The organism is Paractinoplanes rhizophilus, assembly GCF_042664765.1.
GTDB classification, from domain to species: Bacteria; Actinomycetota; Actinomycetes; order Mycobacteriales; family Micromonosporaceae; genus Actinoplanes; species Actinoplanes rhizophilus.
The window spans coordinates 1-22,865 of sequence record NZ_JBHTBJ010000057.1; the positions used below are offsets into that span (position 1 = coordinate 1).

At 71.0% G+C, this 22,865-nt stretch carries 24 protein-coding genes and 1 tRNA gene; 10 read left to right on the forward strand and 15 right to left on the reverse strand.

The genetic code is table 11. From position 1 onward, the window contains the following. Positions 1 to 615 precede the first annotated feature (615 nt). Positions 616 to 1,059: a hypothetical protein gene (locus tag ACFQS1_RS37385; RefSeq protein ID WP_378977201.1), complete on the forward strand. Its 444-nt coding sequence runs from the start codon at positions 616 to 618 to the stop codon at positions 1,057 to 1,059. On the opposite strand, the gene thrS is transcribed toward ACFQS1_RS37385, so the two are convergent. From thrS to ACFQS1_RS37405, 4 genes are read right to left on the reverse strand one after another with little or no spacing between them, the layout of a single operon-like run. Then, the gene (gene thrS / locus ACFQS1_RS37390) at positions 1,056 to 3,053 is read right to left on the reverse strand and encodes a threonine--tRNA ligase (RefSeq protein ID WP_378977203.1); all 1,998 of its coding nucleotides are present in this window, start codon (positions 3,051 to 3,053) and stop codon (positions 1,056 to 1,058) included. The two genes, ACFQS1_RS37385 and thrS, sit on opposite strands and share 4 nt — an antisense overlap. A 53-nt stretch (positions 3,054 to 3,106) precedes the next feature. After that, positions 3,107 to 4,021, reverse strand: a complete 915-nt coding sequence (locus tag ACFQS1_RS37395; protein ID WP_378977205.1) for a WXG100 family type VII secretion target — start codon at positions 4,019 to 4,021, stop codon at positions 3,107 to 3,109. Continuing rightward, positions 4,021 to 4,335: a hypothetical protein gene (locus ACFQS1_RS37400; protein ID WP_378977206.1), complete on the reverse strand. Its 315-nt coding sequence runs from the start codon at positions 4,333 to 4,335 to the stop codon at positions 4,021 to 4,023. The genes ACFQS1_RS37395 and ACFQS1_RS37400 overlap by 1 nt, the downstream gene beginning before the upstream one ends. 36 nt (positions 4,336 to 4,371) lie before the next feature. Then, positions 4,372 to 4,842 carry a group II truncated hemoglobin gene (locus tag ACFQS1_RS37405; protein ID WP_378977208.1) on the reverse strand — a complete coding sequence of 157 codons (471 nt, stop codon included), beginning with the start codon at positions 4,840 to 4,842 and terminating at the stop codon, positions 4,372 to 4,374. Between the two features lie 94 nt (positions 4,843 to 4,936). Between ACFQS1_RS37405 and ACFQS1_RS37410 the strand changes: the two genes are divergently transcribed. Together ACFQS1_RS37410 and ACFQS1_RS37415 are read left to right on the forward strand one after the other, a co-directional pair. After that, positions 4,937 to 5,893 (forward strand): hypothetical protein, encoded by a 957-nt coding sequence (locus ACFQS1_RS37410; protein ID WP_378977210.1) that lies wholly within the window; start codon positions 4,937 to 4,939, stop codon positions 5,891 to 5,893. Between the two features lie 14 nt (positions 5,894 to 5,907). After that, positions 5,908 to 7,515, forward strand: a complete 1,608-nt coding sequence (locus ACFQS1_RS37415; protein ID WP_378977212.1) for a CocE/NonD family hydrolase — start codon at positions 5,908 to 5,910, stop codon at positions 7,513 to 7,515. 82 nt (positions 7,516 to 7,597) lie between these two features. Here ACFQS1_RS37415 and ACFQS1_RS37420 read toward each other — a convergent pair whose 3' ends face one another. The 5 genes from ACFQS1_RS37420 to ACFQS1_RS37440 form a co-directional block, all read right to left on the reverse strand. After that, the gene (locus ACFQS1_RS37420) at positions 7,598 to 8,176 is read right to left on the reverse strand and encodes an HD domain-containing protein (RefSeq protein WP_378977214.1); all 579 of its coding nucleotides are present in this window, start codon (positions 8,174 to 8,176) and stop codon (positions 7,598 to 7,600) included. A 53-nt stretch (positions 8,177 to 8,229) separates the two neighbouring features. Continuing rightward, positions 8,230 to 8,667: an acyl-CoA thioesterase gene (locus ACFQS1_RS37425; RefSeq protein WP_378977216.1), complete on the reverse strand. Its 438-nt coding sequence runs from the start codon at positions 8,665 to 8,667 to the stop codon at positions 8,230 to 8,232. Then, positions 8,664 to 9,293, reverse strand: coding sequence for a TetR family transcriptional regulator C-terminal domain-containing protein (locus tag ACFQS1_RS37430; RefSeq protein ID WP_378977218.1), 630 nt, complete (start codon positions 9,291 to 9,293; stop codon positions 8,664 to 8,666). The genes ACFQS1_RS37425 and ACFQS1_RS37430 overlap by 4 nt, the downstream gene beginning before the upstream one ends. Before the next feature lie 60 nt (positions 9,294 to 9,353). Next, positions 9,354 to 11,864, reverse strand: coding sequence for a glycoside hydrolase family 3 C-terminal domain-containing protein (locus tag ACFQS1_RS37435; RefSeq protein ID WP_378977220.1), 2,511 nt, complete (start codon positions 11,862 to 11,864; stop codon positions 9,354 to 9,356). An 82-nt stretch (positions 11,865 to 11,946) separates the two neighbouring features. Next, positions 11,947 to 12,912, reverse strand: coding sequence for a zinc-binding dehydrogenase (locus ACFQS1_RS37440; RefSeq protein ID WP_378977222.1), 966 nt, complete (start codon positions 12,910 to 12,912; stop codon positions 11,947 to 11,949). Between the two features lie 54 nt (positions 12,913 to 12,966). On the opposite strand from ACFQS1_RS37440, the gene ACFQS1_RS37445 reads away from it, so the two are divergent. Beyond that, positions 12,967 to 13,710 carry an AraC family transcriptional regulator gene (locus ACFQS1_RS37445; RefSeq protein ID WP_378977224.1) on the forward strand — a complete coding sequence of 248 codons (744 nt, stop codon included), beginning with the start codon at positions 12,967 to 12,969 and terminating at the stop codon, positions 13,708 to 13,710. Here ACFQS1_RS37445 and ACFQS1_RS37450 read toward each other — a convergent pair. Next, the gene (locus ACFQS1_RS37450) at positions 13,703 to 15,325 is read right to left on the reverse strand and encodes a GGDEF domain-containing protein (protein WP_378977226.1); all 1,623 of its coding nucleotides are present in this window, start codon (positions 15,323 to 15,325) and stop codon (positions 13,703 to 13,705) included. The genes ACFQS1_RS37445 and ACFQS1_RS37450 overlap by 8 nt on opposite strands. 92 nt (positions 15,326 to 15,417) lie before the next feature. Further along, positions 15,418 to 16,956 carry a fibronectin type III domain-containing protein gene (locus ACFQS1_RS37455; protein WP_378977228.1) on the reverse strand — a complete coding sequence of 513 codons (1,539 nt, stop codon included), beginning with the start codon at positions 16,954 to 16,956 and terminating at the stop codon, positions 15,418 to 15,420. 98 nt (positions 16,957 to 17,054) lie between these two features. On the opposite strand from ACFQS1_RS37455, the gene ACFQS1_RS37460 reads away from it, so the two are divergent. Then, entirely contained in the window at positions 17,055 to 17,933 is an 879-nt protein-coding gene (locus ACFQS1_RS37460; protein WP_378977230.1) for a hypothetical protein, read from the forward strand. Here the strand turns inward: ACFQS1_RS37460 and ACFQS1_RS37465 are convergent. The 4 genes from ACFQS1_RS37465 to ACFQS1_RS37480 form a co-directional block, all read right to left on the reverse strand. Then, entirely contained in the window at positions 17,925 to 18,107 is a 183-nt protein-coding gene (locus ACFQS1_RS37465; protein WP_378977232.1) for a DUF4236 domain-containing protein, read from the reverse strand. The two genes, ACFQS1_RS37460 and ACFQS1_RS37465, sit on opposite strands and share 9 nt — an antisense overlap. Positions 18,108 to 18,209: 102 nt before the next feature. Further along, positions 18,210 to 18,665, reverse strand: coding sequence for an RrF2 family transcriptional regulator (locus ACFQS1_RS37470; protein WP_378977234.1), 456 nt, complete (start codon positions 18,663 to 18,665; stop codon positions 18,210 to 18,212). Positions 18,666 to 18,730: 65 nt separating this feature from the next. Beyond that, positions 18,731 to 19,585, reverse strand: a complete 855-nt coding sequence (locus ACFQS1_RS37475) for a helix-turn-helix domain-containing protein (RefSeq protein ID WP_378977236.1) — start codon at positions 19,583 to 19,585, stop codon at positions 18,731 to 18,733. 203 nt (positions 19,586 to 19,788) lie between these two features. Beyond that, the gene (locus tag ACFQS1_RS37480; protein ID WP_020514863.1) at positions 19,789 to 20,220 is read right to left on the reverse strand and encodes an SsgA family sporulation/cell division regulator; all 432 of its coding nucleotides are present in this window, start codon (positions 20,218 to 20,220) and stop codon (positions 19,789 to 19,791) included. A gap of 308 nt (positions 20,221 to 20,528) precedes the next feature. Here ACFQS1_RS37480 and ACFQS1_RS37485 point away from each other — a divergent pair, with 308 nt between their 5' ends. The 5 genes from ACFQS1_RS37485 to ACFQS1_RS37505 all read left to right on the forward strand — a co-directional run bounded on the left by ACFQS1_RS37485 (position 20,529) and on the right by ACFQS1_RS37505 (position 22,799). Beyond that, entirely contained in the window at positions 20,529 to 20,897 is a 369-nt protein-coding gene (locus ACFQS1_RS37485) for a TIGR02611 family protein (RefSeq protein WP_378977238.1), read from the forward strand. A gap of 51 nt (positions 20,898 to 20,948) precedes the next feature. Beyond that, positions 20,949 to 21,020: transfer RNA gene (locus ACFQS1_RS37490), tRNA-Val, on the forward strand. A gap of 674 nt (positions 21,021 to 21,694) precedes the next feature. Continuing rightward, positions 21,695 to 21,952: a type II toxin-antitoxin system prevent-host-death family antitoxin gene (locus ACFQS1_RS37495; RefSeq protein ID WP_378977240.1), complete on the forward strand. Its 258-nt coding sequence runs from the start codon at positions 21,695 to 21,697 to the stop codon at positions 21,950 to 21,952. Beyond that, positions 21,952 to 22,386: a type II toxin-antitoxin system VapC family toxin gene (locus ACFQS1_RS37500; protein ID WP_378977242.1), complete on the forward strand. Its 435-nt coding sequence runs from the start codon at positions 21,952 to 21,954 to the stop codon at positions 22,384 to 22,386. Before ACFQS1_RS37495 ends, ACFQS1_RS37500 begins: the two co-directional genes overlap by 1 nt. Positions 22,387 to 22,544: 158 nt before the next feature. Then, the gene (locus tag ACFQS1_RS37505) at positions 22,545 to 22,799 is read left to right on the forward strand and encodes a helix-turn-helix domain-containing protein (RefSeq protein ID WP_378977244.1); all 255 of its coding nucleotides are present in this window, start codon (positions 22,545 to 22,547) and stop codon (positions 22,797 to 22,799) included. The last annotated feature ends 66 nt before the right edge of the window (positions 22,800 to 22,865 follow it).

The following is a 22,865-nucleotide window of genomic DNA, read 5'->3' on the forward strand; positions in this document are numbered from 1 at the left end:
AACAGTAAGTGACCCTTCGGGTCGAGGCCCCGGCACCAGACTGCTTAACGGGTTCACAAGATCGCAAGAGAGCTGTCGGCGTCAACGAGCAACCCACCCACTCCAACGATCCAGCGACCGACCCCGATTTTCACGCCAGCGTGGCGTCACCCGAAGGGAGTAGGAGGACTGCTTACCGGCGGGAAGCGCCCCCTTGTTCCGCTTATAGAGGTAAGCAGTCCTCACCTACCGTGCGGCGCTACTTACGAAGCGTGTGCTTCCCCACGGTGAGCAGAGCAAAGGGGCATGTGCTTCCCGGCGGTGAGCAGAGCAAACTCGTCCGCGCCCCTTCGGGGCTGCCGTGGGGCTGTGTAAATGGGGTAGCGCGTCTGTCACCCGATGGTGGTGGCAGCGCAGGTAGCAGAGCAATGGCAGCGAGGCGGTCCTTCACCGCGGTGATCAGGTCGGTCGCGGTGCGGGCGGCGAGGCTCGGTGGATGCGCGGCCGGAGTTGGGCGGCGATCACGGCGCGCGGGTCGGGTGGAGGTAGCACCACCGGCACGGGGGTGCTACCACGATCGACCGCTCGGCCGGCCGCTCCAAGAATGGGTGCACAACACACTTCCTGGGAGTGGTCATGCACCGGACTGCAAGGCTTCCCTGCGGCCGGATCGCGGCGGACGAGCCGATCCGCGGCTGGCTGATCGTCTATCTGGTGGCGCTGGGCGTGCTGGCCGCCCACGGCCTGGGGCTGACCATCGCGTCGCTCATCGTCGCCGCCGACCCGTCGGTGGCCGGCCTCACCTCGTTCGTGCCGGCCCCCGCGCTGGCCTTCTACGTCGTTTCGAACGCGCTGCTGATCCTCTACACCGCTCTCGTGTTCGTGCTCATCTTCCGGCGCAAACGGTCCGCCATCGCCCACAGCGTCGCCGTCAACGCCCTGTCGGTCGCCTTCCTGCTGGCCTGGCACGCGCTCCACATGAAGTCGGCGGTGGGCGTCGCGATCGACACGATTCCCAACGTCGTGCTGGTCGCCTACATCCTGGCTTCCGGGCGGGTGAGGCGAACTCTCCGGCGTTAGCCGGCTGCCGGCTCGGCCGCGGCGGACGGGCCGGTGTTCACCCGGGAGCGGACGACCTCGACCACGTGGGCGACCGCCTCGTCGAGCGGGACGCCGTTGCGCTGCGAGCCGTCGCGGTAGCGGAACGAGACCGTGCCCGCGGCCACGTCGTCGTCGCCGGCGATGGCCATGAACGGGATCTTCTGCTGCTGGGCCGTACGGATCTTCTTTTGCATGCGGTCGTCGCCGTGGTCGACCTCGGCGCGGATCCCGGCGGCGCGCAGCTTGGCGACAAACTCCGACAGGTACGAAGCGTGATCGTCGCGGATCGGGATCCCGACCACCTGCACGGGCGCGAGCCACGCCGGGAACGCGCCCGCGTAGTGCTCGACCAGCACGCCGAAGAACCGCTCGATCGAGCCGAACTTCGCCGAGTGGATCATCACCGGCTCCTGGCGGGTGCCGTCGGCGGCCTGGTACTCGAGTCCGAAGCGGGCCGGCTGGTTGAAGTCGTACTGGATGGTCGACATCTGCCAGGTGCGGCCGATCGCGTCCTTGGCCTGCACGCTGATCTTGGGGCCGTAGAAGGCCGCGCCGCCCGGGTCGAGCACGAGGTCGAGGCCGGAGTCGGTGGCCACGTCCTCGAGGACCTTGGTGGCGGCGGCCCACTGCTCGTCCGTACCGATGAACTTGTCGCTCTTGGGGTCTCGGGTCGACAACTCGAGGTAATAGTCGTCGAGTCCGAAGTCGTCCAGCAGCGAGCGGACGAAATTCAGCAGGTGCTTGATCTCATCGGGCGCCTGCTCGGCGGTCACGTAGGAGTGTGAGTCGTCCTGGGTCAGGCCGCGCACCCGGGTGAGGCCGTGCACCACGCCGGACTTCTCGTAGCGGTAGACCGAGCCGAACTCGAAGAACCGCAGCGGCAGCTCACGGTAGGACCGCCCGCGCGCCTTGTAGATCAGGTTGTGCATCGGGCAGTTCATGGCCTTCAGGTAGTAGTTCGCCCCCTCCAGCTCCATCGGGGGGAACATCGTGTCCTTGTAGTACGGCAGGTGCCCGGAGGTGTGGAACAGCCCCTCCTTGGTGATGTGCGGCGAGCCGACGTACTGGAAGCCCTCCTCGATGTGGCGGGCGCGGACGTAGTCCTCCATCTCGCGCTTGATCACGCCACCCTTCGGGTGGAAGACGACCAGGCCCGACCCGATTTCATCGGGGAACGAGAAGAGGTCGAGCTCGGTGCCGAGCTTGCGGTGGTCGCGGCGTTCCGCTTCGGCAAGACGATTGAGGTACGCCTTGAGCTCGTCCCGCGACGGCCACGCCGTCCCGTAGATGCGCTGGAGCTGCGGGTTCTTCTCGCTACCGCGCCAGTACGCCGCCGCCGACCGCATCAGCTTGAACGCCGGGATCAGCCGGGTGGTGGGCAGGTGCGGGCCGCGGCACAGGTCGCCCCAGACGCGCTTGCCGTCCTTGTCGACGTTGTCGTAGTGGGTCAGCTCGCCGTGGCCGACCTCCATCACCTCGTTGGCATCCACGTCGCCCTTGAGGTCGACCAGCTCCAGTTTGTAAGGCTCCGACGCCAGCTCGACCTTGGCCTCGTCGAGCGACTTGTATTCCCGCCGCCGGAAGCTCTGGCCGGCCTTGACGATCTCCTGCATCCGCTTCTCGAGCTTCGACAGGTCTTCCGGCTGGAACGGCTTGGGCACGTCGAAGTCGTAGTAGAAGCCGTCCTGGATCGGCGGGCCGATGCCCAGCTTGGCCTCGGGGAAGATGTCCTGCACCGCCTGGGCCAGCACGTGCGCGGTCGAGTGGCGCAGCACGTTCAGCCCGTCGGGCTCGTCGATCGCGACCGGGGTCACGTCGGTGTCGAGCTCGGGCTGCCAGTCCAGGTCACGCAGCCGGCCGGCCGCGTCGCGGACCACCACGACCGCCTTGGGGCCGCTGGTGGGCAGGCCGGCCTTGGCCACCGCGTCGGCGGCCGCAGTCCCGGCCGGGACGACTAGAGGGTCGGCGGACACGGTGCACTCCTAGGGCGCTGAAGGATTCGGACCGTTCCCGATGCTATCCGGCGCTACTTCCGCAACTTCACCGGCGGCACATAGTTGTCCCACTTCGGGTCGCCCTCGGCCAGCACCGCCGGCGGGTAGCTCATCAGCCGGCTGCCCGGCTCGGCGGCCAGCCGCCGCTCGATCGCGGCGATGTCGGCCAGCCCCCGCTCGGTGTCCATGGTCGCCCGGCTCGCGGCGCCGTCGTGCTGCTCCTCGAGGCGCTGCTGCCGGGCCAGCAGGGCCGCCCTGTTGCGCGCGAGCAGCAGCCGGTTGGCCCGGTCGCGGGCGTCGCTGGGCAGGCCGACCGCCGGCCCGACCAGCTCGGGGTGCTGCTCGATCAGCTGCTCCCGGTTGAGCGGATGGATCTCGTGCCAGGCCTGCGCGCGCAGCGCCGGCCCGATGTCCACCAGCAGGAAGTCGGGGGTCACCTCGGGCAGCTCGCCCGCGGGGCGCTCCTCCTCGCGAATCCGGTTGCGGTCGAGCGTCTCGCGCGCCAGCCGGTCGGCGTCGTTGGTCTTGGCCAGGATCTCCTCGATCTGCGCCAGGTACGAGTCGACGCTCGCCCGGGTCCCGGTCAGCGGCGCCGTGATGCGCCCCGAGGCCAGGTCGACCGCCATGCCGTCGGCCCGCGCCTCGGCCACCACGCTGTGCAGCATCTGCTGGTAGTGCTCGACGTCGTACGCGAACCGGCGCAGCGTCTCGGCGATCTTGCCGCAGTAGCGGTGCGCGTTGCCGATCTGCAGCTGCAGCCGCCGGTTGCGCTCCTGGGCGGCCTGCGCGCCGTCGCCCACCCAGAAGTCGGGCAGCTCCCGGGTGCCCTGCACGAGATCTTCCACCGTGTCGTCGATGTCCTCGACCAGCCGGTCCCAGCGCGCGGCCGCCGCCCGCAACCGGCCCGGGTCGGCGCCGAGCAGGCCCGGCAGCGAGATGCCGGCCATCAGAACCCCGTCCCGGTCGACCTGATCCGCCCGTACGCGTCCAGGTCTGATCTTTTGTAGTCGGCGGCCGTCCGGTGCAGCTCCTCCGCGAACTCGCGCACGTCCGCGGCGAGACGCTCGAGATTGCCGTGCCAGTTGCGGGTGACGTCGGGCAGGCCCCACTCGCAGGTGCGCGACCCCTCGATCGCGCCGTCGGCCTGGTGCGTCGCCGCCTCCAGCCCGGCGCCGAGCCGATCGAGCCGGCCGGCCACCTCCCGCACCGCGTCCCCCATCGCCGTCAGCCGCGGCACGTCGACGCCGGTGAACTCGCCCATCGGACCCTCCCATCGATACCCATCGTGACGGTACCGCTACTCGCCAAGCGAGCTCCCCGGGTCATCCTGACGGCCGTCCCACGACCAGCGCGGAATGGTGAGATCGGCCGGGACGTCGGCGGCCGAATCGTGGTACCGCGACATCGTCGTGGTGGTGGCCCAGGCGAAGTAGTCGTGCAGGACCCGGCGCAGCGGCTCCTCGGTCAGGCCGCAGTCGATCAGCGCCTGGTCGAAGCAGGCGATCGCCCGCCGGTCCATCTCGTCGTGCGGGCCGTTGCCGCTGTGCATGCGGACCACCGTCGTCTCGGAGCCGTAGCCGGACGAGTAGGCCGGCGGGCCGCCCAGGGCCTCGGCCCAGTAGGCGGCCAGCCGCTCGGTGTGGTCGGGGCGGTAGCCGCGGCTGAAGGCATGGCTCACCACCTCGTCGGCGAGCACGCGCTCGTGCCAGGCGGCGGCCAGGCGGGTCAGGCCCTCGGCGCCGCCCGCGGCCTCGTAGACGGTAGGCATGGGCTCCAGGATGGCGCACCGGCGAGCCACCGGCCAGAGCTGGTAGAAATGGCCACCACCGGAGTGGACATCTGATCGACGGAGGGATTCCCGCGTGTTCAAGGTAAGAGTCTCGCGCGCCGCGGCGGTGTGCGGCTTGGCGATGGCCGTGTTCGCAGGCTGGCCGGCCGCCGCGGCCCAAGCTGCTTACTACAACACGTACACCGATATCGCCGCCACGCCGGACACAAGCTGTTGCACCGGGGTGCAGGGCTTCGCGGCCGGCAGCACCTATCTCTACTCGATCAAGAACCACACCGGCCACGACGACATCGCCGCCATCTACCGGGTCAACAAGACCACCGGGGAGCGGGTGGTGATGCGCAACGGCACCGACAACACCTCGACCACCACCTGGCTCGGGCACGGCAACGACATGACGATCGTCGACATCGACGGGCAGCACCACCTGTTCGTGGTCACGATGGCGGACGGCGACAGCGACGCCCAGCTCGTGCGGCTCCGCTACGACGGCGCCACCTACTACTACGCCGGGTCGTACCAGCTGCGGCTCAACGGGGCGGTGCTGGCCCCGTCCGGGGTCGACCGGGTCGCGGTCTCCAGCACGGCGATCACGTTCATGTTCAAGAGCGGCCGGACGGTCTACAACGGCAGCCTCCCGCTGCGCGCCTCCTCCGGGACCGTCGACCTGACCAAGGCGTTCACGCTGCAGGTCGACGGCGCCCTGGTCAACGGCGCCCCGGTGTCCGACCTGGGCACCTTCGAGAACCAGGGCTTCTTCTACGACGAGAGCAAGAAGGTGCTCTACAACCCGCTGACCAAGGACAAGCGCAGCATCGTGCTCGTCTACCGGAACGTGACGCCGGCGACGACGGGAACGGCGCCCGCGGCCACCGACCTCTCCTTCCGCATCACGTCCTCGGCGTACTCGTTCTTCGAGATCGAGGGCGTCGGACTCAGCGGCGGCAAGCTGTACTTCAACACCAACCGGTCCAACTCCGGCGGGGCCCACGACGGCGTCCACGTCTTCAACGACTACGTCGTCGGGTAGGGGTCCGGGAGATCATGTCGTTGCGGGATCACCTTGTCACGCGGGTGCTCGGGCTGCCCGGCCCGGCGCGGAGCTTCTGGATCGAGCGGGGCCTGCGCATCCCGATGCGCGACGGGGTGACGCTGGCGGCTGATCACTACGTCCCGGCCGGCGAGCCGGCCGGGACGCTGCTGGTGCGCGGGCCGTACGGTCGCCGGTTTCCGTTCAATCATCTGTACGCCCGCCCGTACGCGGCCCGGGGCTATCACGTGCTGTTCGTGTCCAGCCGGGGCACGGCGGCCTCGGGCGGCGACTTCGACCCGATGCGCACCGAGGGCGACGACGGCCGGGACGTGGTGGCGTGGCTGGTGGCGCGGCCCTGGTTCACCGGGACGTTCGCGACGATCGGGCCGTCGTACCTGGGCTACACGCAGTGGACGCTGCTCGCGGACCCGCCGCCGGAGCTGGCCGCGGCCGTGGTGACCGTGGGACCGCACGACTTCGCCCGGCATTCCTGGGGAACGGGCGCGCTCAACCTCGACCTGGTCGGGTGGAGCGACATGGTCTCCCGGTTGCCGCGCTCGGACAGGCCGTCGCCGACGGCGGCGATCCGGCAGACGATCGGCGGGGCGGCGCGGAAGCGGGCGCTGCGGCCGGTCTTCACCGACCTGCCGCTCGCCGACGCCGGCGAGCGGCACTACGCGGGGCGGGCGGGGTGGTTCCGCGACCGGGTCACCCGGGCCGACCTCGACGATCCCTACTGGGCGCCGATGCGATATCCGCAAGCGCTGGACCGGGCCCGGATCCCGATCCTGCTGCACAGCGGGTGGCAGGACCTCTTCCTCGGGCAGACCGTCGAGCAGTTCGCCCGGCTGTCGGCCCGCGGCGCCGACGTCGGGCTGACCATCGGGCCGTGGACGCACTCCGAGGTGATCGGGAGGGGCGCGTCGATCCTGATCCCGGAGGCGCTGGACTGGCTGGGGGCCAAGCTGCGCGGCGAGCCGTTGCGCCGTGCTTCCCGCGTACGCGTCAAAGTGACCGGAAGCCGCGAGTGGCGCGAGATGGACGCCTGGCCGCCACCCACCACCTCGCTCGCCATGCATCTGCTGCCGGGCGGCGGCCTCGGCGAGACGGCCGCTCCCGGGTCGGCGAGCTTCACGTTCGATCCGGCGTCGCCCACGCCGGCGGTGGGCGGCCCGCTGCTGGACGGGGGCGGATACGTGGACGACAGCGCGCTGGCGGCCCGGGCGGACGTGCTGGCGTTCACCGGGTCGCCCCTTCCGGCGCCGCTGGAACTGCTCGGGTCGCCCGTGATCGAGCTGGCGCATCGGTCGGACAATCCGCATTTCGACGTGTTCGTGCGGGTCAGCGAGGTCTCCGCGCGCGGGTCGCGCAACGTCACCGAGGGATATCGGCGCTTCGCTCACCGCGATGAGGGTGTGCCGCTGCGGTTGGAGCTGTTGCCGGCGGCACATCGGTTCGCGGCCGGGTCGCGGATTCGGGTGCTGGTCGCGGGCGGGTGCTATCCGCAGTTCAGCCGGAACCTCGGCACGGCGGAGAACCCCGGCACGGGCACGAAGCTGGCGCCCGCGCGGCACACGATCGAGCTGGGCGAGTCGCGGGTGGTGCTGCCGGTCGGGTGACCGGTGCGTCCGCGCCGCCGGTCGCCGGGCCGTCCGGCGGGCGCGGCGGTGCGGGCCGAGTCGGCGGGACCGGCCGTTCCGCCTACGCGTGGGCCACCGGATAGGTGTTCTGGAAGGCCAGGCGGTCGTCGGCGCCGGCGGCCAGCCGGTCGAGGCACTCGTCGAGGGCCAGGAACGCCTCCCACGGCTCGATCGCCCCGGCGGCGGCCAGCCGGATGACGACCAGCTGTTCCAGATCGGGGACGCGCTTGGCCTTCCAGATCTTGTCGGCCAGACTGACCAGCAGGTCCTCCGGCTCGATGCCGAGGTCGTGCCACGAGGCGTGGGTGGCGGCGAAGCGGGCCAGCTCGGGCGGGACGCCGAAGGAGAGCAGCAGGTCGCGGCCGGCCGGCTCGTGCTGGGAGCCGGGGGCGGACAGCTCGGCGAGGTGCAGCGTCTTGCCGATGTCGTGGGTGGCGGCCCCGAAGAGGACGGCGTTGCGATCGAACGGGACCGCCGGATAGTGCGCGGCCAGCCAGTCGGTCAGGTCGACCGCGACGTCGTGGACGGCGCGCAGGTGTGCGGCCAGGCGCGGCGGCGCGTCCAGGCCGCGCAGCAGGTCGGCGGCCGGGGACGGGAGCGGGCGCACGGCCGGATCGGTGAGGGCCCGTTCGAGGAGCACGCGTCATGGTACCGGCGCGCGACCGGGCCATTGCCGGCCGTGCCGGGCGAATCCTAGGCCGAGCGCAGGAGCTGGGCGGCGAGCTCGCGCCCCGGCTCGGTCCACGGCGAGGGGCGCATCGTCGCGGGGTCGAGGCGGATGTTCACGCGCCTGCCCTCGGCGTACACGATCTGGTTGTCGGCCGACGTGAAGCGGAAGCGATAGTCGGCGCTGGTGGTGCCGAGGTGCTCCAACCAGAAATGCACGGCGATGTCGCCGGTGCCGCGCACCGGCGCGTGGAAGGTGATCGCGTATTCGCGGACGACGCTGAACGCGTCGGGGGTGGTCGGCCGGCCGTCGGCGAACGACACGCCGCGCTCGGCCCACCAATTGATCATCGCTCGCTCGAGCATCACGGCGTAGCGGGAGTTGTGCAGCACCCCGAGCGCGTCGAGGTCGTCGAAATGCACGGGTACGGCGGTGGTGTGCCCATAGGCGACAGTGGTGGTCATGGCTGCTCCAGAAGAGTCGGGTCGGTGACGAGCGCCCGCAGGTGGTCGAGCAGGGCCCGGCGGGCGTGCCGGAAGGTGGCGGGACCGAGCACGGGGGCCTGCATGACCGCGCAGACGCCGAGCGCCTCGACCTCGTAGGCGAGCGCCGCGGGATCGAGGACCGGGCGCAGATCGCCCGCCTCGACGGCCTCGGTGCATAGCCCGGTCAGAAATGTCATCCAGTCGCGGCACTGGACCTCGAGCCGGTCGCGGATGGCCCCGGGCCGGGCGTTGAACTCGAAGTTGGCGTTGGCGAAGAAGCAGCGCCCGGGCAGCCGCTCGCCCTCGTAGAACGCGAGCCGCCGATCGTGCACCGCCCACAGCCGGCGGACGCCCCGCGGGGCCCGCAGCGCCGGCTTGATCACCTCGTCGACCCATTGCGCGCGGGCGTGCTCGATCACGGCGAGCTGCAGCGACTCCTTGGAGCGCCAATGCGCGAACAGGCCGGCCTTGCTGATGCCGAGCGCGAGGGCGAGCTGGCTGAGCGAGAGCCCGTCGAGGCCCTCGGAGGTGGCCAGCACCAGCGCGCTGTCGAGCACCGCGGTGCGGGTGCGCTCCCCGCGGGCGAGGCGGCCGTCGATGGTCATGCCACCGACCCTACAAAACGACCGACCGGTCGTAAATAAATGTGTGGGGCCCGTCACGGGCTATCCGGGGTCGACCACCTTGACGACGAACGCGCCGTGGGCCGCGCCGGCGGTGACGGTGACGGTGGCTACGCCGGCGGCGCGGGCGACCAGGCCGCCCGGCGTCACCTCCACCACCGCGGGGCGGTTGCTCGCGTAGGTCACCGGGGTGTCGCGGATGCTCTGGTCGGAGTAGGCGACCGTGGGGTGCGGGTCGATGTGGGCGCCCACCGGGAATTGGACGCGGCCAGGCTTGGCGGTGACGACGGCCGGTGTGGGGGCCGGCGGGGTGCCCACGGAGGCGTACACCTGCTGCTTGATGTCTTTGTCGGCACTCGACGTGGACAGTTGCAGGCCGATGCGGCCCGGATCGAGGCGGAAGGCCTTGGCCTTCTCGTCGTAGAAGGCGAGATCGGCGATATCGACCGGGATCGTCACGTCGGCGCTCCGGTGCGGCTCGAGAACGACCTTCCGGAAACCGATCAGGCGTTTGCGGGGGCGTTCCTTGCTCTTCGGCGAGTCGGGCGTGGTGGCGTAGAGCTGGACGACCTCCGCCGACTTCACCTTGCCGGTGTTGGTCACCGTGGCCGTCGCCGCTTTCCCGTCGAAACGGAAGTTGTCGTAGCGGAAACTTGTGTAGGACAGGCCGAATCCGAACGGATACGCGATTTTCCCGGTGAAGTATTGGTAGGTGCGGCCGGGGCTCGTCGCCGACGGGCGGATCGCGTAGTCCTCCAGCGGCGGGAGCTGGCTCTCGTCGGCATACCAGGTGAACGGCAGCCGGCCGCTCGGCGCCACCGCGCCGGAGATGACGTCGGCCAGCGCCTCGCCCTTGCGCTGCCCGTTGAACGAGCTCCAGAGAATGGCCGCGGCCGTGCCGGCGAACGACGAGACGTCGACCTGACCGACCGTTTCCAGATAGACGATCGTGTGCGGATTGGCCGCCGCCACCTGACGGATCAGCTCGGCCTGCGCGCCCGGCAGCGCGAGCGTGGCGCGGTCGTGATCCTCGCTCGCGGTCTGCTGATCCGTGCCGGCGTACACGATGACCGCGTCATATCCCGCGGCCGCCCGGACCGCCGCCGGGTCGATCACATCGAGGTTGCCCGGCGTCGTGCCGGGCAGGAAGTCGACGCTGTACGCCTTTTGCAACCCCTGCAACCCGGTCACCGAGTTGGCAATCCCGGAGTGCGTCTGATTGCTCGAATATCCGCCCAGATAGAACTCGGTCGGGTCGGCGAAGGTGCCGATGACCGCGATTTTCTTGCCGGTCCTCAGCGGCAGCACATTGCCCTGATTGCGCAGCAGCACGATGCTCTCGTCGGCCACCTGCCGGGCCATCGCCAACCGCTCGGGCGTCTGCGTGACCGCCTTGTTGGACTCGTCGTTCTTCCAGGTGCCCGGGGCGAGCCGCGTGCGGGCCTCGGCCACCCACGGCACCCGCTGCTCCGCGTCGAACTCGCCGAGCGCGAACCGGGCGGTGAACAGCCGCACCAGCGAGACGTCCACGGTGTCCTCGCTGACCAGCCCCTGCTCGACCGCGCCCGGGATCGTGTTCTCGTAGCTCCATTCGTCGTGGTAGCCCATGTTGCAGTTGAGATCCTCGCCGGCGTTCAGCGCCGCCGCGGTGCGGCCGTACTGGTCGAGCGGACCCTGCCCGGGCGGCAGCCAGTTCTGCCCGGCCATGATCTCGTAGATGGCGTCGCAGTCGGACGTGAAGTAGCCGTCGAAGCCGTACGTCTGCCGCGCCAGGGTCTCCATGAGGTGCGCGTTGGCCGCGCTCGGCACGCCGTTGACGGCGTTGTAGGCGCTCATGATCGAGCCGGGGTGGCTCCACCGGATCACGTCGCGGAACTGGGCCGTGTAGTACTCGCGCAGCGTGCGCTCGTCCATGTCGGAGGAGCCCCGGAGCCGGTCGGACTCGCTGTTGTTGGCCGCGTAGTGCTTCACCGTGGCGATCGCCTTGGCGTAACCCTTCTTGGCCGGCCCCTGCAGCCCGTCGACGAACTGCGCGGCCAGCGTCGCGGTGAGCAGCGGGTCCTCGCCGAACGTCTCGTCGTTGCGGCCCCACCGCGGATCCCGGGCGAGGTTCACCGTCGGCGAGTAGAAGTCGAGGTCGAGCCGGTTGTCCCGGACCACCTCGCGGGCCTCGTCCGAGATGAGGCCCGCCTCCCGGTTGACCAATCCGGGATTCCAGGTCGACCCCAACGACAACGACACCGGGTACGACGTGGTGTTCGTCAGATTGGGCGGGTTGTCCCCGTCGTTGGTCTGCTCCCGCGCGACGCCGTGCGCGGCCTCGTTCCACCAGCCGTACGACGCCACCGCCAGCCGGGGAATGGCGGCCGCCATGCTGCTGACCATCTGGCCGGCCTTCTCCTTCAGCGTCATGCGCGAGACGAGGTCGGCGGCCCGCTCGGCCGGCGAGTACGCCGGGTCGAGATAGATCGGCGCCGTCGCCGGCGAGACCTCCGCCGCCACCAGTCCCAACGGGATGACGACGATCAGCACCGCCGACAGCATCCGCCTCATACGACCTCCCCGGGAGCGTTCCCACGAAGGGTATTTACTCCCCGGGCATCGCCGCGACCCGGCCCCGGCGGACCGCCCGGCCTCAGGGCACCACGACCACCTTGCCGGTGGCCCGGTTGCTCTCCATGTACCGGTGCGCGGCCACGATGTCGTCCAGGCCGAAGACCCGGTCGACGTTCGGGCGGTAGACGCCGGTCTCGACATTGTGGACGACCCGGCGCAGCACGGCCGCGCCCGCGGCGCCCCGGAGGTCGTTGCTGTGGAACGCGGTGAGCCTGGTGCCGGACGGGATCATCGCGATCGGCTCGAAGCCCGGGATCAGCCATCCGCTGAGCGAGCCCGCCACGCACACCGTCCCGCCCCGGCGGACCAGGCGCAGGGAGTCGGCGGCGGTGGCGGCGCCGACCAGGTCGAGCACGTGGCTCGGCCCCTGCGGCCACAGGTCGTGCGCGGCCGCGTCGTCGAGGAGCACGTGGCCGACGCCGGCCGCGGTCATCGCGCCGGCCTTGCCGGGCTGCCGGGTGGTAGCCGCGACCTCGATGCCGTCGCCGGACGCGATCGCCGCGGCGGCCAGCCCGACCGACGACGTCCCACCCCGGATGAGCAGGCGGTCGCCCGGCCCGGCGCCCAGCGCGTCCAGGGCGCCTCGCGCGGTCAGATATGTCTCCGGCAAGGCCGCCAGCACCTCCCAGGGCAATGTGCTCGTGATCGGCATCAGCAGCGCGTTCGGCAGCAACGCGTACTCGGCGTAGCCGCCGTCGAACTCGCGGCCCATCTCGCCCATCATCGCCGCGACCGTGGCGCCCTCGGGCAGCGCCGGATCGGTCGAGGCCGCCACCTCCCCCACGCATTCGATGCCGAGCACTCGCGGAAACCGTACGCCCGGCGAATGTCCCTGCCGGGTGCGCAGCTCGGACCGGTTGAGCCCGGCGCCCCGCACCCGCACCAGGCTCCAGCCGTCCCGGACCGCCGGCACCGGCAGCTCCCGGATCTCCAGCACCTCCGGGCCACCGGCCCGCACACACACCGCCGCTCGCATCGTCGTCATGCCTGCACTGTGGCCGCCAGTCCGTACGGCCGCCCACCGGTAAAATGCCAAGCTATGCCCACAGCCCGCCAGTCCCGGATCTGGCCGTCCGGCGGCGTGCATCTGTGGCCCTCCGGCGGCACGAGCGAGGCGCATTCCCATCCGCGCGGCCATTTGGTGTACGCGGCGGCGGGCGTGCTGTCGATGCACACCGAGCGCGGCACCTCGATCGTCCCGGCCAACCGGATCGCGTGGATCCCCGCCGGATCCACCCACCACCATCGCGCGCACGGCGAGACCGACATGCGCATCGTCTTCCTGCCGGCTTCGCTGGCCCGGCTGCTGCCGAGCCACCCCGCCGTGTTCCTGGCCTCCGGGCTTGCCCGCGAGGTGCTGCTCGCCCTGAGCCGGCGCGAGCTCGGCCGGGGCCCGCGCGCCCGCCTGCACCGGGTCCTGGCCGACGAGCTGCGGGAGGCGCCCGAGCAGCCGCTGCACCTGCCCGAGCCGCGCGACGACCGGTTGCGGGCCGTCGCCCGGATCCTGGACGACAACCCCGCCGACGGCAGCACCCTGGCCGAGCTGGGCCGGATGGTCGGCGCCGGCGGACGCACGCTCAGCCGGCTGTTCCACGACGAGCTCGGCATGACCTTCTACGAGTGGCGCACCCAGTTGCGGGTGTGCCACGCGCTCGTGCTGCTCGCCCAGGGGCACGACACCACGCGGGTGGCCCACGCCTGCGGATGGGCGAATCCCAGCGGCTTCATCGCCGCCTTCGCCGGGATCGTCGGCACCACCCCGGGGCGGCACCGGCTCAGTTGAGGTCGGTCACCACCCGGTCGCGCCCCGCCCGCTTGGCCGCATACAGGTTCCGGTCCGCCTGCGACAGCAGGGCCGACACCGTGGCCCGCCCGTCCACCGCGGTCGTCACCCCGATGCTCGTGGTCACCGCGAGCGCCCCGGTCACCGCGTGCCACCCGTGCGTACGGATCCGCAGCCGCAGCAGCTCGCACCGGCGCGCCGCCTCGGCCCCGTCCATCCCCGGGAAGACCAGCAGGAACTCCTCGCCGCCCATCCGCGCCGCGATCATCGGCCCGCTCACCGCCTCCTGCAGCAGCAGGCCGATGTGCTGCAGCACCGTGTCGCCGGTGGCGTGCGACAGCGTGTCGTTGATCCGCTTGAAGTGGTCGAGGTCGGCGATCGCCACCGAGATCGGCCCCCGGTTCGCCGCGGCCTCGGCCAGCAGGGCCGGCAGCCGCTCGTTGACGTAGCGCCGGTTGTGCAGCCCGGTCAGCGCGTCGCGATGCGCCATCTCGCGGAAGTGCTCGCTGGCCCGCCGCGCCTCGTTGGCCTCGAAGACCGCCTGCATCGCCCGGGCGCGGGACTCACGCTGGGCGGAATGCAGCGCCGCCGAGTCGGCGTGGAAGAGCAGATGTTCCTCGTACGCGGCCTTGTAGTCCCCCGCGGCGGCGTGCAGCGCCGCCTGTTCCTGCCGGGCGCGCGCCCGCAGCCGGGCCAGCCCGTTCTTCTCGCACTCGGCCACGGCCCGGTCCAGCGCGACCTGCGCCTGCGCGAACCGGCCGTTCAGCCGGCGCGCCTCGGCGAGGGTGAGCATGCACTCGCCCGCCGCGTCGCCCTCGTTCACCGCGATCCGGCCGTCGATCACGCCCGCCAGCGCCGCCTCGACCGAGTCGAACCGGTTCCCCATCATCTCGACGCGGGCGACGGTGTCCAGCTCGTTGGCGGCAAGCTGCCGGCCGGTGGCCGCCGACACCCGCTGCATCCGGCCGGCGAGCGCGCGTGCGGCGGGCTCATCGCCGTTCTCGTACGCGGTGTAGGTCATGTTGTTGAGGATCAGCAGCTCGAGCTCGCGGTCGCCGATCTCCTCGGCCAGGTCGAGCGCCTCCCGGGAGCGCCTGCCCCCCTCCTCCGTCGAGCCGCTGTCGTCGAGCGCCACGGCCAGCGTCATCAGATGCCGGGCGCGGATCCCCGGCGCGACGTCGTCGGCGAGGTTCGCGACGGCTTGGACGCCATGCGTGAGGGCGTCGGAGATGTCGCCCACCAGCCGGTAGAAGATCGACAGCTCGCGGTGGGCGCGGGCCTGCACGTAGGGCTGGTCGTGCCGCACGGCCCAGGCGAGGGCCTGGTGGGCCAGCCGGCCACCCTCGCCGACCCGGCCCTCGCGCAGCAACACGTCGGCAAGCAGCAGGGCGGCGCGCTGGGCGGCCTCCTCGTCGCCGGCCTCCTCGGCGGCCCGGCGCACCTCCTCGGCGGGGGCGCGCACGGCGCGGAAGGCGGTCACGTCCCGGGTCTCCAGCTCCAGCAGGGCAGCCGCGAGCTCGAGTGCCGAGCCGCCGCCGGCGCCGGGTTCTCCGGACGGCGCGGAGAACCCGTGCCCCTCCGGGGCGTCAACGCGCTCCGCCGCTTTCGTCGTCACAGATGCCTGCTTCCTGCCGGGGCCGTGACAAATCAGTGTGGGGAGAGCCGGGAGCGGGACCGGTCCCGGACGGTTGCGGAACGGGAGCGACCTCAGCGCTCGGTGCACACCGGCGCCGAGGCGGCGATCCGGTCCGTGGAGTACGCCACCGAGACCTTGAAGCAGTAGTTCTGGGTGGCGTTGAGCCCGTACACCATGTAGTCGGTGGTGCCCGCCGGCAGCTGCTGGAACGCCCGCAGCGGCTGCCCGGTCCGGCCGCCGGAGATCAGCACCGGGCCCTCGGCGTCCTTGGGGTAGGCCCAGCTCAGCGAGACGGAGTCGCGGTTGTCCTTGAGCTTGACGCCGGTCGGCGCGCCCGGGTCGCCGGTCGGCGCGGCGCTGGTCGGTGGGGCGCTGGTCGGCGGGGCGGACGAGGCGGGGCCGGCGGCGACCGGCGCCGACGACACGGGCACGGTCGGCTGCGCGCCGGTCGCGCCGCCGGCGTCGGGCAGGGTCAGCGCGATCACCGCGACGGCCACCGCGATGCCGGCGATCAGCACCGCGACCAGCAGGAACGGCTGACGCCGGCGGGGCGCCACGGGCTGCTCGGCGGGCACCGGCAACAGCCGCTCCGAGTTGGGCGGGGTGGCCAGCGTCGAGGCCGGCGCCGCGCCGACCGGACGGCCGTCGCCGGCGGTGCGCTGGCCGGGCATCGGCGGCGGGGTGTCGGCGCGGGCGTGCCGGCCGGTGAGGTCGCCCGGCGCCCGGGCCACGTCGGAGAGGTAGAGCGGCTGCTGGTAGACCGTGCCGTTCGGGTCGGTGGGCCGGTTGTCGGGCGGCGGCCGCAGCGGGTCGTCGGGCGGGAAGTCGCCGCCCTGCTCGGGGTCGGGCACCGCCGGCCGGCGCGGAAACGGCACCGACGGCGGCCCGGCGGACTGCTCGACGCGGCCGCAGACGTGCCGGCCCGAGGCGGGCGCGGTCGCCAGCGCCGCGACCTGCCGCACCAGCGGATGGTCGGCGGGAAGGTAGCGGGCGCAGAGCTCCTGGGCGAGGGCGAGGTGTTCGGCGGACTCGGCGTCGCGGGCGCACTCGCGCTCCATCGCGCCCAGCCGGGCCAGCATCTTGATGCCGGCCGGGGCGGCGTCGCCGTGGCGATGCCGATGGCGCACCCAGGCGCCGGTCAGCCGGGAGCGGGCCGAGGTGCAGTGCCCGGCCGCGTGCTCGGCGGTGGCCAGGTCGGCCTCGGCGGCCAGCACCCGCGGCGAGTCGGGGCCGTCCATCGCGGTCAGGTCGTTGACGAGTCGCTCGTAGACCTGCGCGGCCCGCCCGTGATGGCCCACCCGCTGCAGGATCGCGGCGTGCGTCGCGGCGGCGGCCACCGTGCGCTCGTCGCGCGGGCCGTGCAGGCGCTCCTCGGCCTCGTGCGCGAAGGCGGCCCAGAGCCGGGCGCCGTGCGAGTCGCCGAGGGCGATCAGGATGCGCGCGTGCAGGGCGGCGGCCAGCGCCAGCTCGGGATCGGCCGCGCGCGGGTCGGTGGCGCCGGCCCGGTCGAGCACCCCGGCGAGGACCCGGCGCGCGCCCTGCAGATCACCCGCGGACGACAGTGTCTGCGCGCGCTGGGTGAGCTCGGCGATGGGCGGAGCCGAAGACATGTGTCCCATAGTGCTCGTATGACCACCGTGGGTACAAGTCTCCCCCAACTCTCCCCCGATCCGGGACAATGTAGATCCTCGGGACTGGGAGGTCGGGTGTGATCTCGACGGTGAAGCGGGAACTGCTGGTCAGACACCTGGAGGCCTGGGCCCCGGCGGCGCTGCATCGCGCCCGCCGGGTCTTTTACACGCACGGCTTCGCCGATGCGGACGGAGGCGAGTCGGCCGAGGCGGCCGCGCGGGTGCTGGCGGATCAAACCGATTTCGTACGGGGTCGCGAACTGTCCATGCTGCTCGTGGGCGACGACGTCACCGCGGTGGCTTCCCGGCTCGCGGCGATCGGCGAATTGAGCTCGCTGCCCGTGCACGCGGTGTCCGGTGGCGCCGGCGCACTCGGCGTCGCGCTGAAGGCGGCCGGTGCGCAACGCGTACCCTTGCTGGGTTTTCTGGATGCGGCGAGCGCGAGCGAGACGCCCGACCCGGCCGACGTCGCCGCGCTCGCCGACGGGAAGCCGGCCGAGGTTCTGCTCTCGCTGCCGCCCGGCGTGTCCGCGAATGACTATCGGGAGCCGTGGCCGTTGTTCACCGCGGTGGAGCTGGCGACGGGCGAGGAGCCGGGCGAGTTGCTGGCCTTCGGGACGACGTCGGGCAAGAGCCTCGAGGGGTTCAAGGAGGCGCTCTGGGCGGTCGACGAGTTCGCCGGGGTGCGGTATCGCGATCCCGGCGACCCGGAACGGCACCTCATCGACATCTCGCTGCAGCCGCACCCGGGGCCGCTGCGCCGCGAGATCCTGGCCCATCTCGAGCGGGTCGGCCGGGCCACGGTGACCGAGCTGCGGACCTTCGCGCTGACCGAAACCGTCTATCGGGCGGCGGACGTCACCCGGGTGCTCCACACGCTCGCCGACTCGGGCGCGGTCACCCGCCAACCGCCGCACGGGCGGTTGGGCGGGGACGTGGTGATCGCCCTACCGTGAGCGCGACTTGTCCTGCTTCCAGGACAGCGGGCCGGGCAGGTCGACACGGTGTGCGCGGGTGCGCGAGTTCCACGACCAGCGGCCGATCTTGAAGCTCCACGACGAGAAGCCGTTCTCGGTGAAGTTGAGGATCAGCGGGCCGATCTTCTTGCGCTTGCGGAACACGATGCCCATCGTTGCGTCCCTCCGGGGGTCTTGGGGATGGGCGCTCGATTCCCGGTTCGGGAAATTTACAAACGTCAGCGCGGTCTTGGGGGTTCGGAATGCGCTTCGGCGTCAGCGCGGTTGCCACGCGTCCGGGCGGGTCGTGAGCTTGCGGACGTGGGCCGGCATCCGGCCGCTGATCAGCTCGGCCAGGCTGACCTCGTCGACCACCTCGCGCACCGCGGCGCGCACCGCGACCCAGAGGTTCGGCAGGTTTTCCGCGGCGCCTTCGTACTGCGTCTCCTCCGGACGCAGGCCGCGCACGCCGGCCAGCGGGCCGTCGACCGCGCGCAGGATCGAGCCGATCGTCACGTCGCGCGGCGGTTGTGACAATGTGTAGCCACCCTCGGCGCCGCGCTGGGCCCGGACCACACCGGCGCGACGCAGGTCGGCGAGGACCGCCTCGAGGAACTTGCGGGGCATGTTCTGATCTTGAGCAATGGCCTGGGCGGACATCAGCGCCGGGTAGGCCTGCGCCAAGCTGAGGGCGGCCCGGACCGCGTAGTCGCCGCGCGCGGAGATCTGCACCCACCTATCATGCCCCTTCAGCGCCGGGACACCGCACATACCCCATGGTTTTGTGGGGATTACGCTCAGTCAGCGGGCCGTCGCTGGCCCGGTATTCCGCCGCGGCCGTTCGCGGCCATGTCGGCGCGGAACTGGCCCGGGCTGACCCCCACCTCGCGGTGGAAGAAGCGGCCGAAGTTCGTCGGCTCCGGGAAGCCCAGATGGCGGCCGACCTCGGCGACGGACATCGAAGTGCAGGCGAGCAGCCGGCGCGCCTCGAGCGCGACCCGGTCGTCGACCACCTGCTTGGCCGTGCGGCCGGTGACCGCGAGGCTGGCCCGGGTCAGCGTGCGCACCGAACAGCCCATCTCCTCGGCGTAGTCCTCCACCCGCCGGCTGCGCGGATGCCCCGACTCCAGCCGGCGGCGGAACCGGGCGAACGTGCGCCCCTCCGCGCCGAGCGGGCCCGGCCCCGGCGTGAGCAGCGCGATCCGCAGCAGCAGCACGGCCAGCTGGTGGCGCAGCAGGTCGGCCGCGACCGGGCCGGACCGGTGCCGCTCACAGTCGACCGAGAGCTGGGCGAACTCGCTGATCACCGCGTCCTCGTCCTCGCCCTCGAGCTGCCAGCGGCCCGGCGTCTCGGGGCGCTCGGGCCAGTGGTCGCCGGCCAGCCGGGTGTCGAAGGTGACCACCGAGGCGGACAGGCCGTTCGCCCCGATGCGCAGCTCCTGGCCCGGGCGGATCCAGAGCAGCGTGCCCGGCCGGCAGGTGTGGTGCTCGAAGTCGACCTCGACGGCGCCGTGGCCCGCGGTGGCGAGCAGCAGCACGTGGTACGGCGGGCGCCAGGGGCCGGACGGCTGGACCTCACCCAGCGCGCACGTCGCCACCCCCGCCCACCCGGGCGGGATCAGCGGCGTGGCGCGCGTCGCGAGAGAGGTCATCGGGCCGACGGTAACCGTCGATGACCAGCCGCGCACCTGCCAAAACGCGGGTTGACGGGAATGTGTCGGATAATCGGGGTCATTGTCCGATTCTTGCCCGGGAATCGGGTATTTGTCTTTTTCGTAGGTTCTGGTACCAGAAAGGAACGACCCGCGCGGATCGGCAGTGTCCGCGCGGGTCGTCCTCTTTTCGCTTTCCGGCGCTATCTCCCCGCAAGCAACCGGTTGACCGCCGCGTCCACGTCGAGATGCTCCGATTCCCGGCCGCGCGGCACCACGACATAGGTGCGCCGGAGGAACCGGACGAGGACACTGCGGGGCACTTCGAACAACGCGTTGCCGTCCGGAGACGACAGCGCCAGGGCGACGAAATCCCCGCGCGGCGTGGCCCACGGCCACACCCGCACGTCGCCGATGCCCGCGGGCTCATCGAGCCCCGTCACCAGCAGTTCCCGCGCGAAGGACCAGCTCACGGCTTCCCCACCGGCTGATTCCGCGTGGAACAACACATGGACCGCATACGGGTCCGCTGGGTCGTATCGGAGACTGGCGCGCACGGGCAGAGCCGTGGCGTCAGGCGCTACGAGCCGCAGCGAGGTCTCGACCTCGACGGTCGTTGGACGAATGGTACTCATGGACGAACTCCCCCCGGCACCGCTGCGAGGCTGGTGAACCCCGCTTTCCCATACTCAGGTGATCCCTGTCGTTACGCTCCGCCATACGCTGATCTCACCCAGTAGTGGGAAGACGGTTCCGGAAAGCTCTTCGCACAAGACGTAAAGCGATATCTTGTCCTGTTCTGCCCAAGTACTCGGTTCCGCCCGGCGTCGGGTGGTCCAGCAGTTGACTTACTCCGGTAACGTCCATTCCTCCCGGGTAGTGACGGGGCCTGGGGACACTGGGGGATGAAATGAGCACGAAAGCGGACGAAGATCGGGCACCGATGGGTGTTTTGGACAAGATCCGGGCAAACCACACCGGCCGCCTAGCCCTCAAGATCGGAATTGGGGTCCTCGGTTCGCTCGTCATCGCCCTGGGCATCGTGCTGATCCCTTTCCCCGGCCCCGGCTGGGCCATCGTCATCCTCGGCCTGGCCATCTGGGCGGTCGAGTTCACCTGGGCGAAGAACCTGCTCGAGTTCACCAAGCGCAACGTGAAGGCGTGGACGAGCTGGATCGGCCGGCAGAGCCTGCCCATGCGAGGCCTCATCGGCATCGTCGGCATGGTCTTCGTGGCCGCGATCGTGTGGGCGTCGGTCCGGGTGAGCTTCGGCATCGACCTGATCGAGAAGACTCGCGGGTGGTTGAGCTGACCCCTGGTTGGCCCTCGGACACCCCGGTCTAGTACAGTCTTCCTCGCGTCAGGGCGATTAGCTCAGCGGGAGAGCGCTCCGTTCACACCGGAGAGGTCACTGGTTCGATCCCAGTATCGCCCACGAGTCCCAGGGCCTCCATGTCCGCTGAGAAGCGCGGACCTGGGGGCCTCGTCATGCTGGCTCAGGGGGCCGAGCCCCCTGAAACCCCACGAAAACCGGCGGCCCTCGACCGGTTCGATCCCAGTATCGCCCAACAAGCCCCTGGGTCCCCACGCCTGCTGAGAAGCTCCCTGGCCTCCATGTCCGCTGAGAAGCGCGGACCTGGGGGCCTCGTCATGCTGGCTCAGGGGGCCGAGCCCCCTGAAACCCCACGAAAACCGGCGGCCCTCGACCGGTTCGATGCCACTATCGCCCAACAAGCCCCTGGGTCCCCACGCCTGCTGAGAAGCTCCCTGGCCGCCCTCCACCGGGTCGTGTCCAACTATGGTCCTGTCCTGTCCCGATCCGGCTCGGAAGAGCCGGGGTGAGGCAGCTGTACCGTGGCGGCGGCCATCCGAGGCGATGAGTTTGGCGGTTGGGCCACTGATGCTGCTCTTCGAGACGGACGACGACGGCTGGGCTATCCGTCATGGCGAGATGTACGACGTCGGCTGCGTCGTAGGTTATGGGCCCGGGTGCGACGAGGCCGCTACGGCCTGCCGTTCGGACATCGCGGGCACAAGGGGCGTGGACCGAGGGTGTCACGTGCCCCACGCGCGTAGTAACATTGCTACACGCGCTTGGAGGTGGGAGCTGTGACAGTAACCAGGTTGTCGAGCCGGGAGTTCAACCAAGATACGGGGCGGGCCAAGAACGCGGCTCGCAGCGGACCGGTCTTCATCACTGACCGGGGCAGGCCGGCGCACGTGCTGCTGACGTTCGCGGACTACGAGCGTCTGACCGGTGGCCAGGAGAGCATTGTCGACCTGCTCAGCTTGTCTCCGGATGAGGCCGACGTCGAGTTCGACATCATCGCGTCGCGTGATCTGGCCCGGCCTGCGGACCTGACCTGATGTTTCTGCTGGATACGAACGTCGTCTCCGAGCTGCGCAAGGCCAAAGCCGGTCGAGCTGACCCCAACGTCGTCGCGTGGGCGGCCGGCGCCGCGGCCAGCAGCATGTTCGTCTCGGCCATCACCGTTCAGGAGTTGGAGATCAAGGTTTTGCTGGCTGAGCGGCGCGATCCGGCGCAGGGTGCCATCCTTCGCCGTTGGCTGGAGGCGCAAGTGCTGCCCGCGTTCGCCGAGCGGATCCTCCCGGTCGATACCGCCGTCGCGCGGCGCAGCGCTAATCTGCACGTTCCCGATCCGCGATCCGTTCGTGGCTCGCTGATCGCAGCTACCGCACTCGTGCACAGCATGCCGGTCGTCACTCGCAATATGGCCGACTTCGCGCCCGCGGGCGTGGAGATCATCGACCCGTGGCAGCCACTCGACGAGGGTGCCTGAGTCGCATTCGCATCGTTGACGCTCGCCTACCACGCTCGGCGAGCCGTACAGCAAGCATCTGCAGGGCGCAGTCCGCGAGTTGCGCCTTCATCTAGGAAGGGCCGCCTGGCGGAGCACGGGCCGGCGACCCACCTCTACGACCGTGAAGGGGATGAGCGATGAAGGGCTACCACACCAAGTGGACTGTTCCGGACGACCACCGCGAGAGTTTTGAGTACATCGAAGCCGGTACCCGCATCGCCGTCGGCCAGGCCGTCTATGACTGGCGGACAGTCCTGGGCATCAGCCAAGCCGAGCTTGCGGCACGGGCAGGCACGACGCAGACCGTGATCTCACGGCTGGAGGGCGGCGCGGTCACGCCGACGCTGCCTCTGCTCCACCGTCTGGCAAGCGCTCTTGCCGACGCGCAGTGAATCGCCGCGGGTGAAGTCACGACGTTCGACATAGGTCAGTCCACCGCGTGCCAGCAAGGTCTTGGA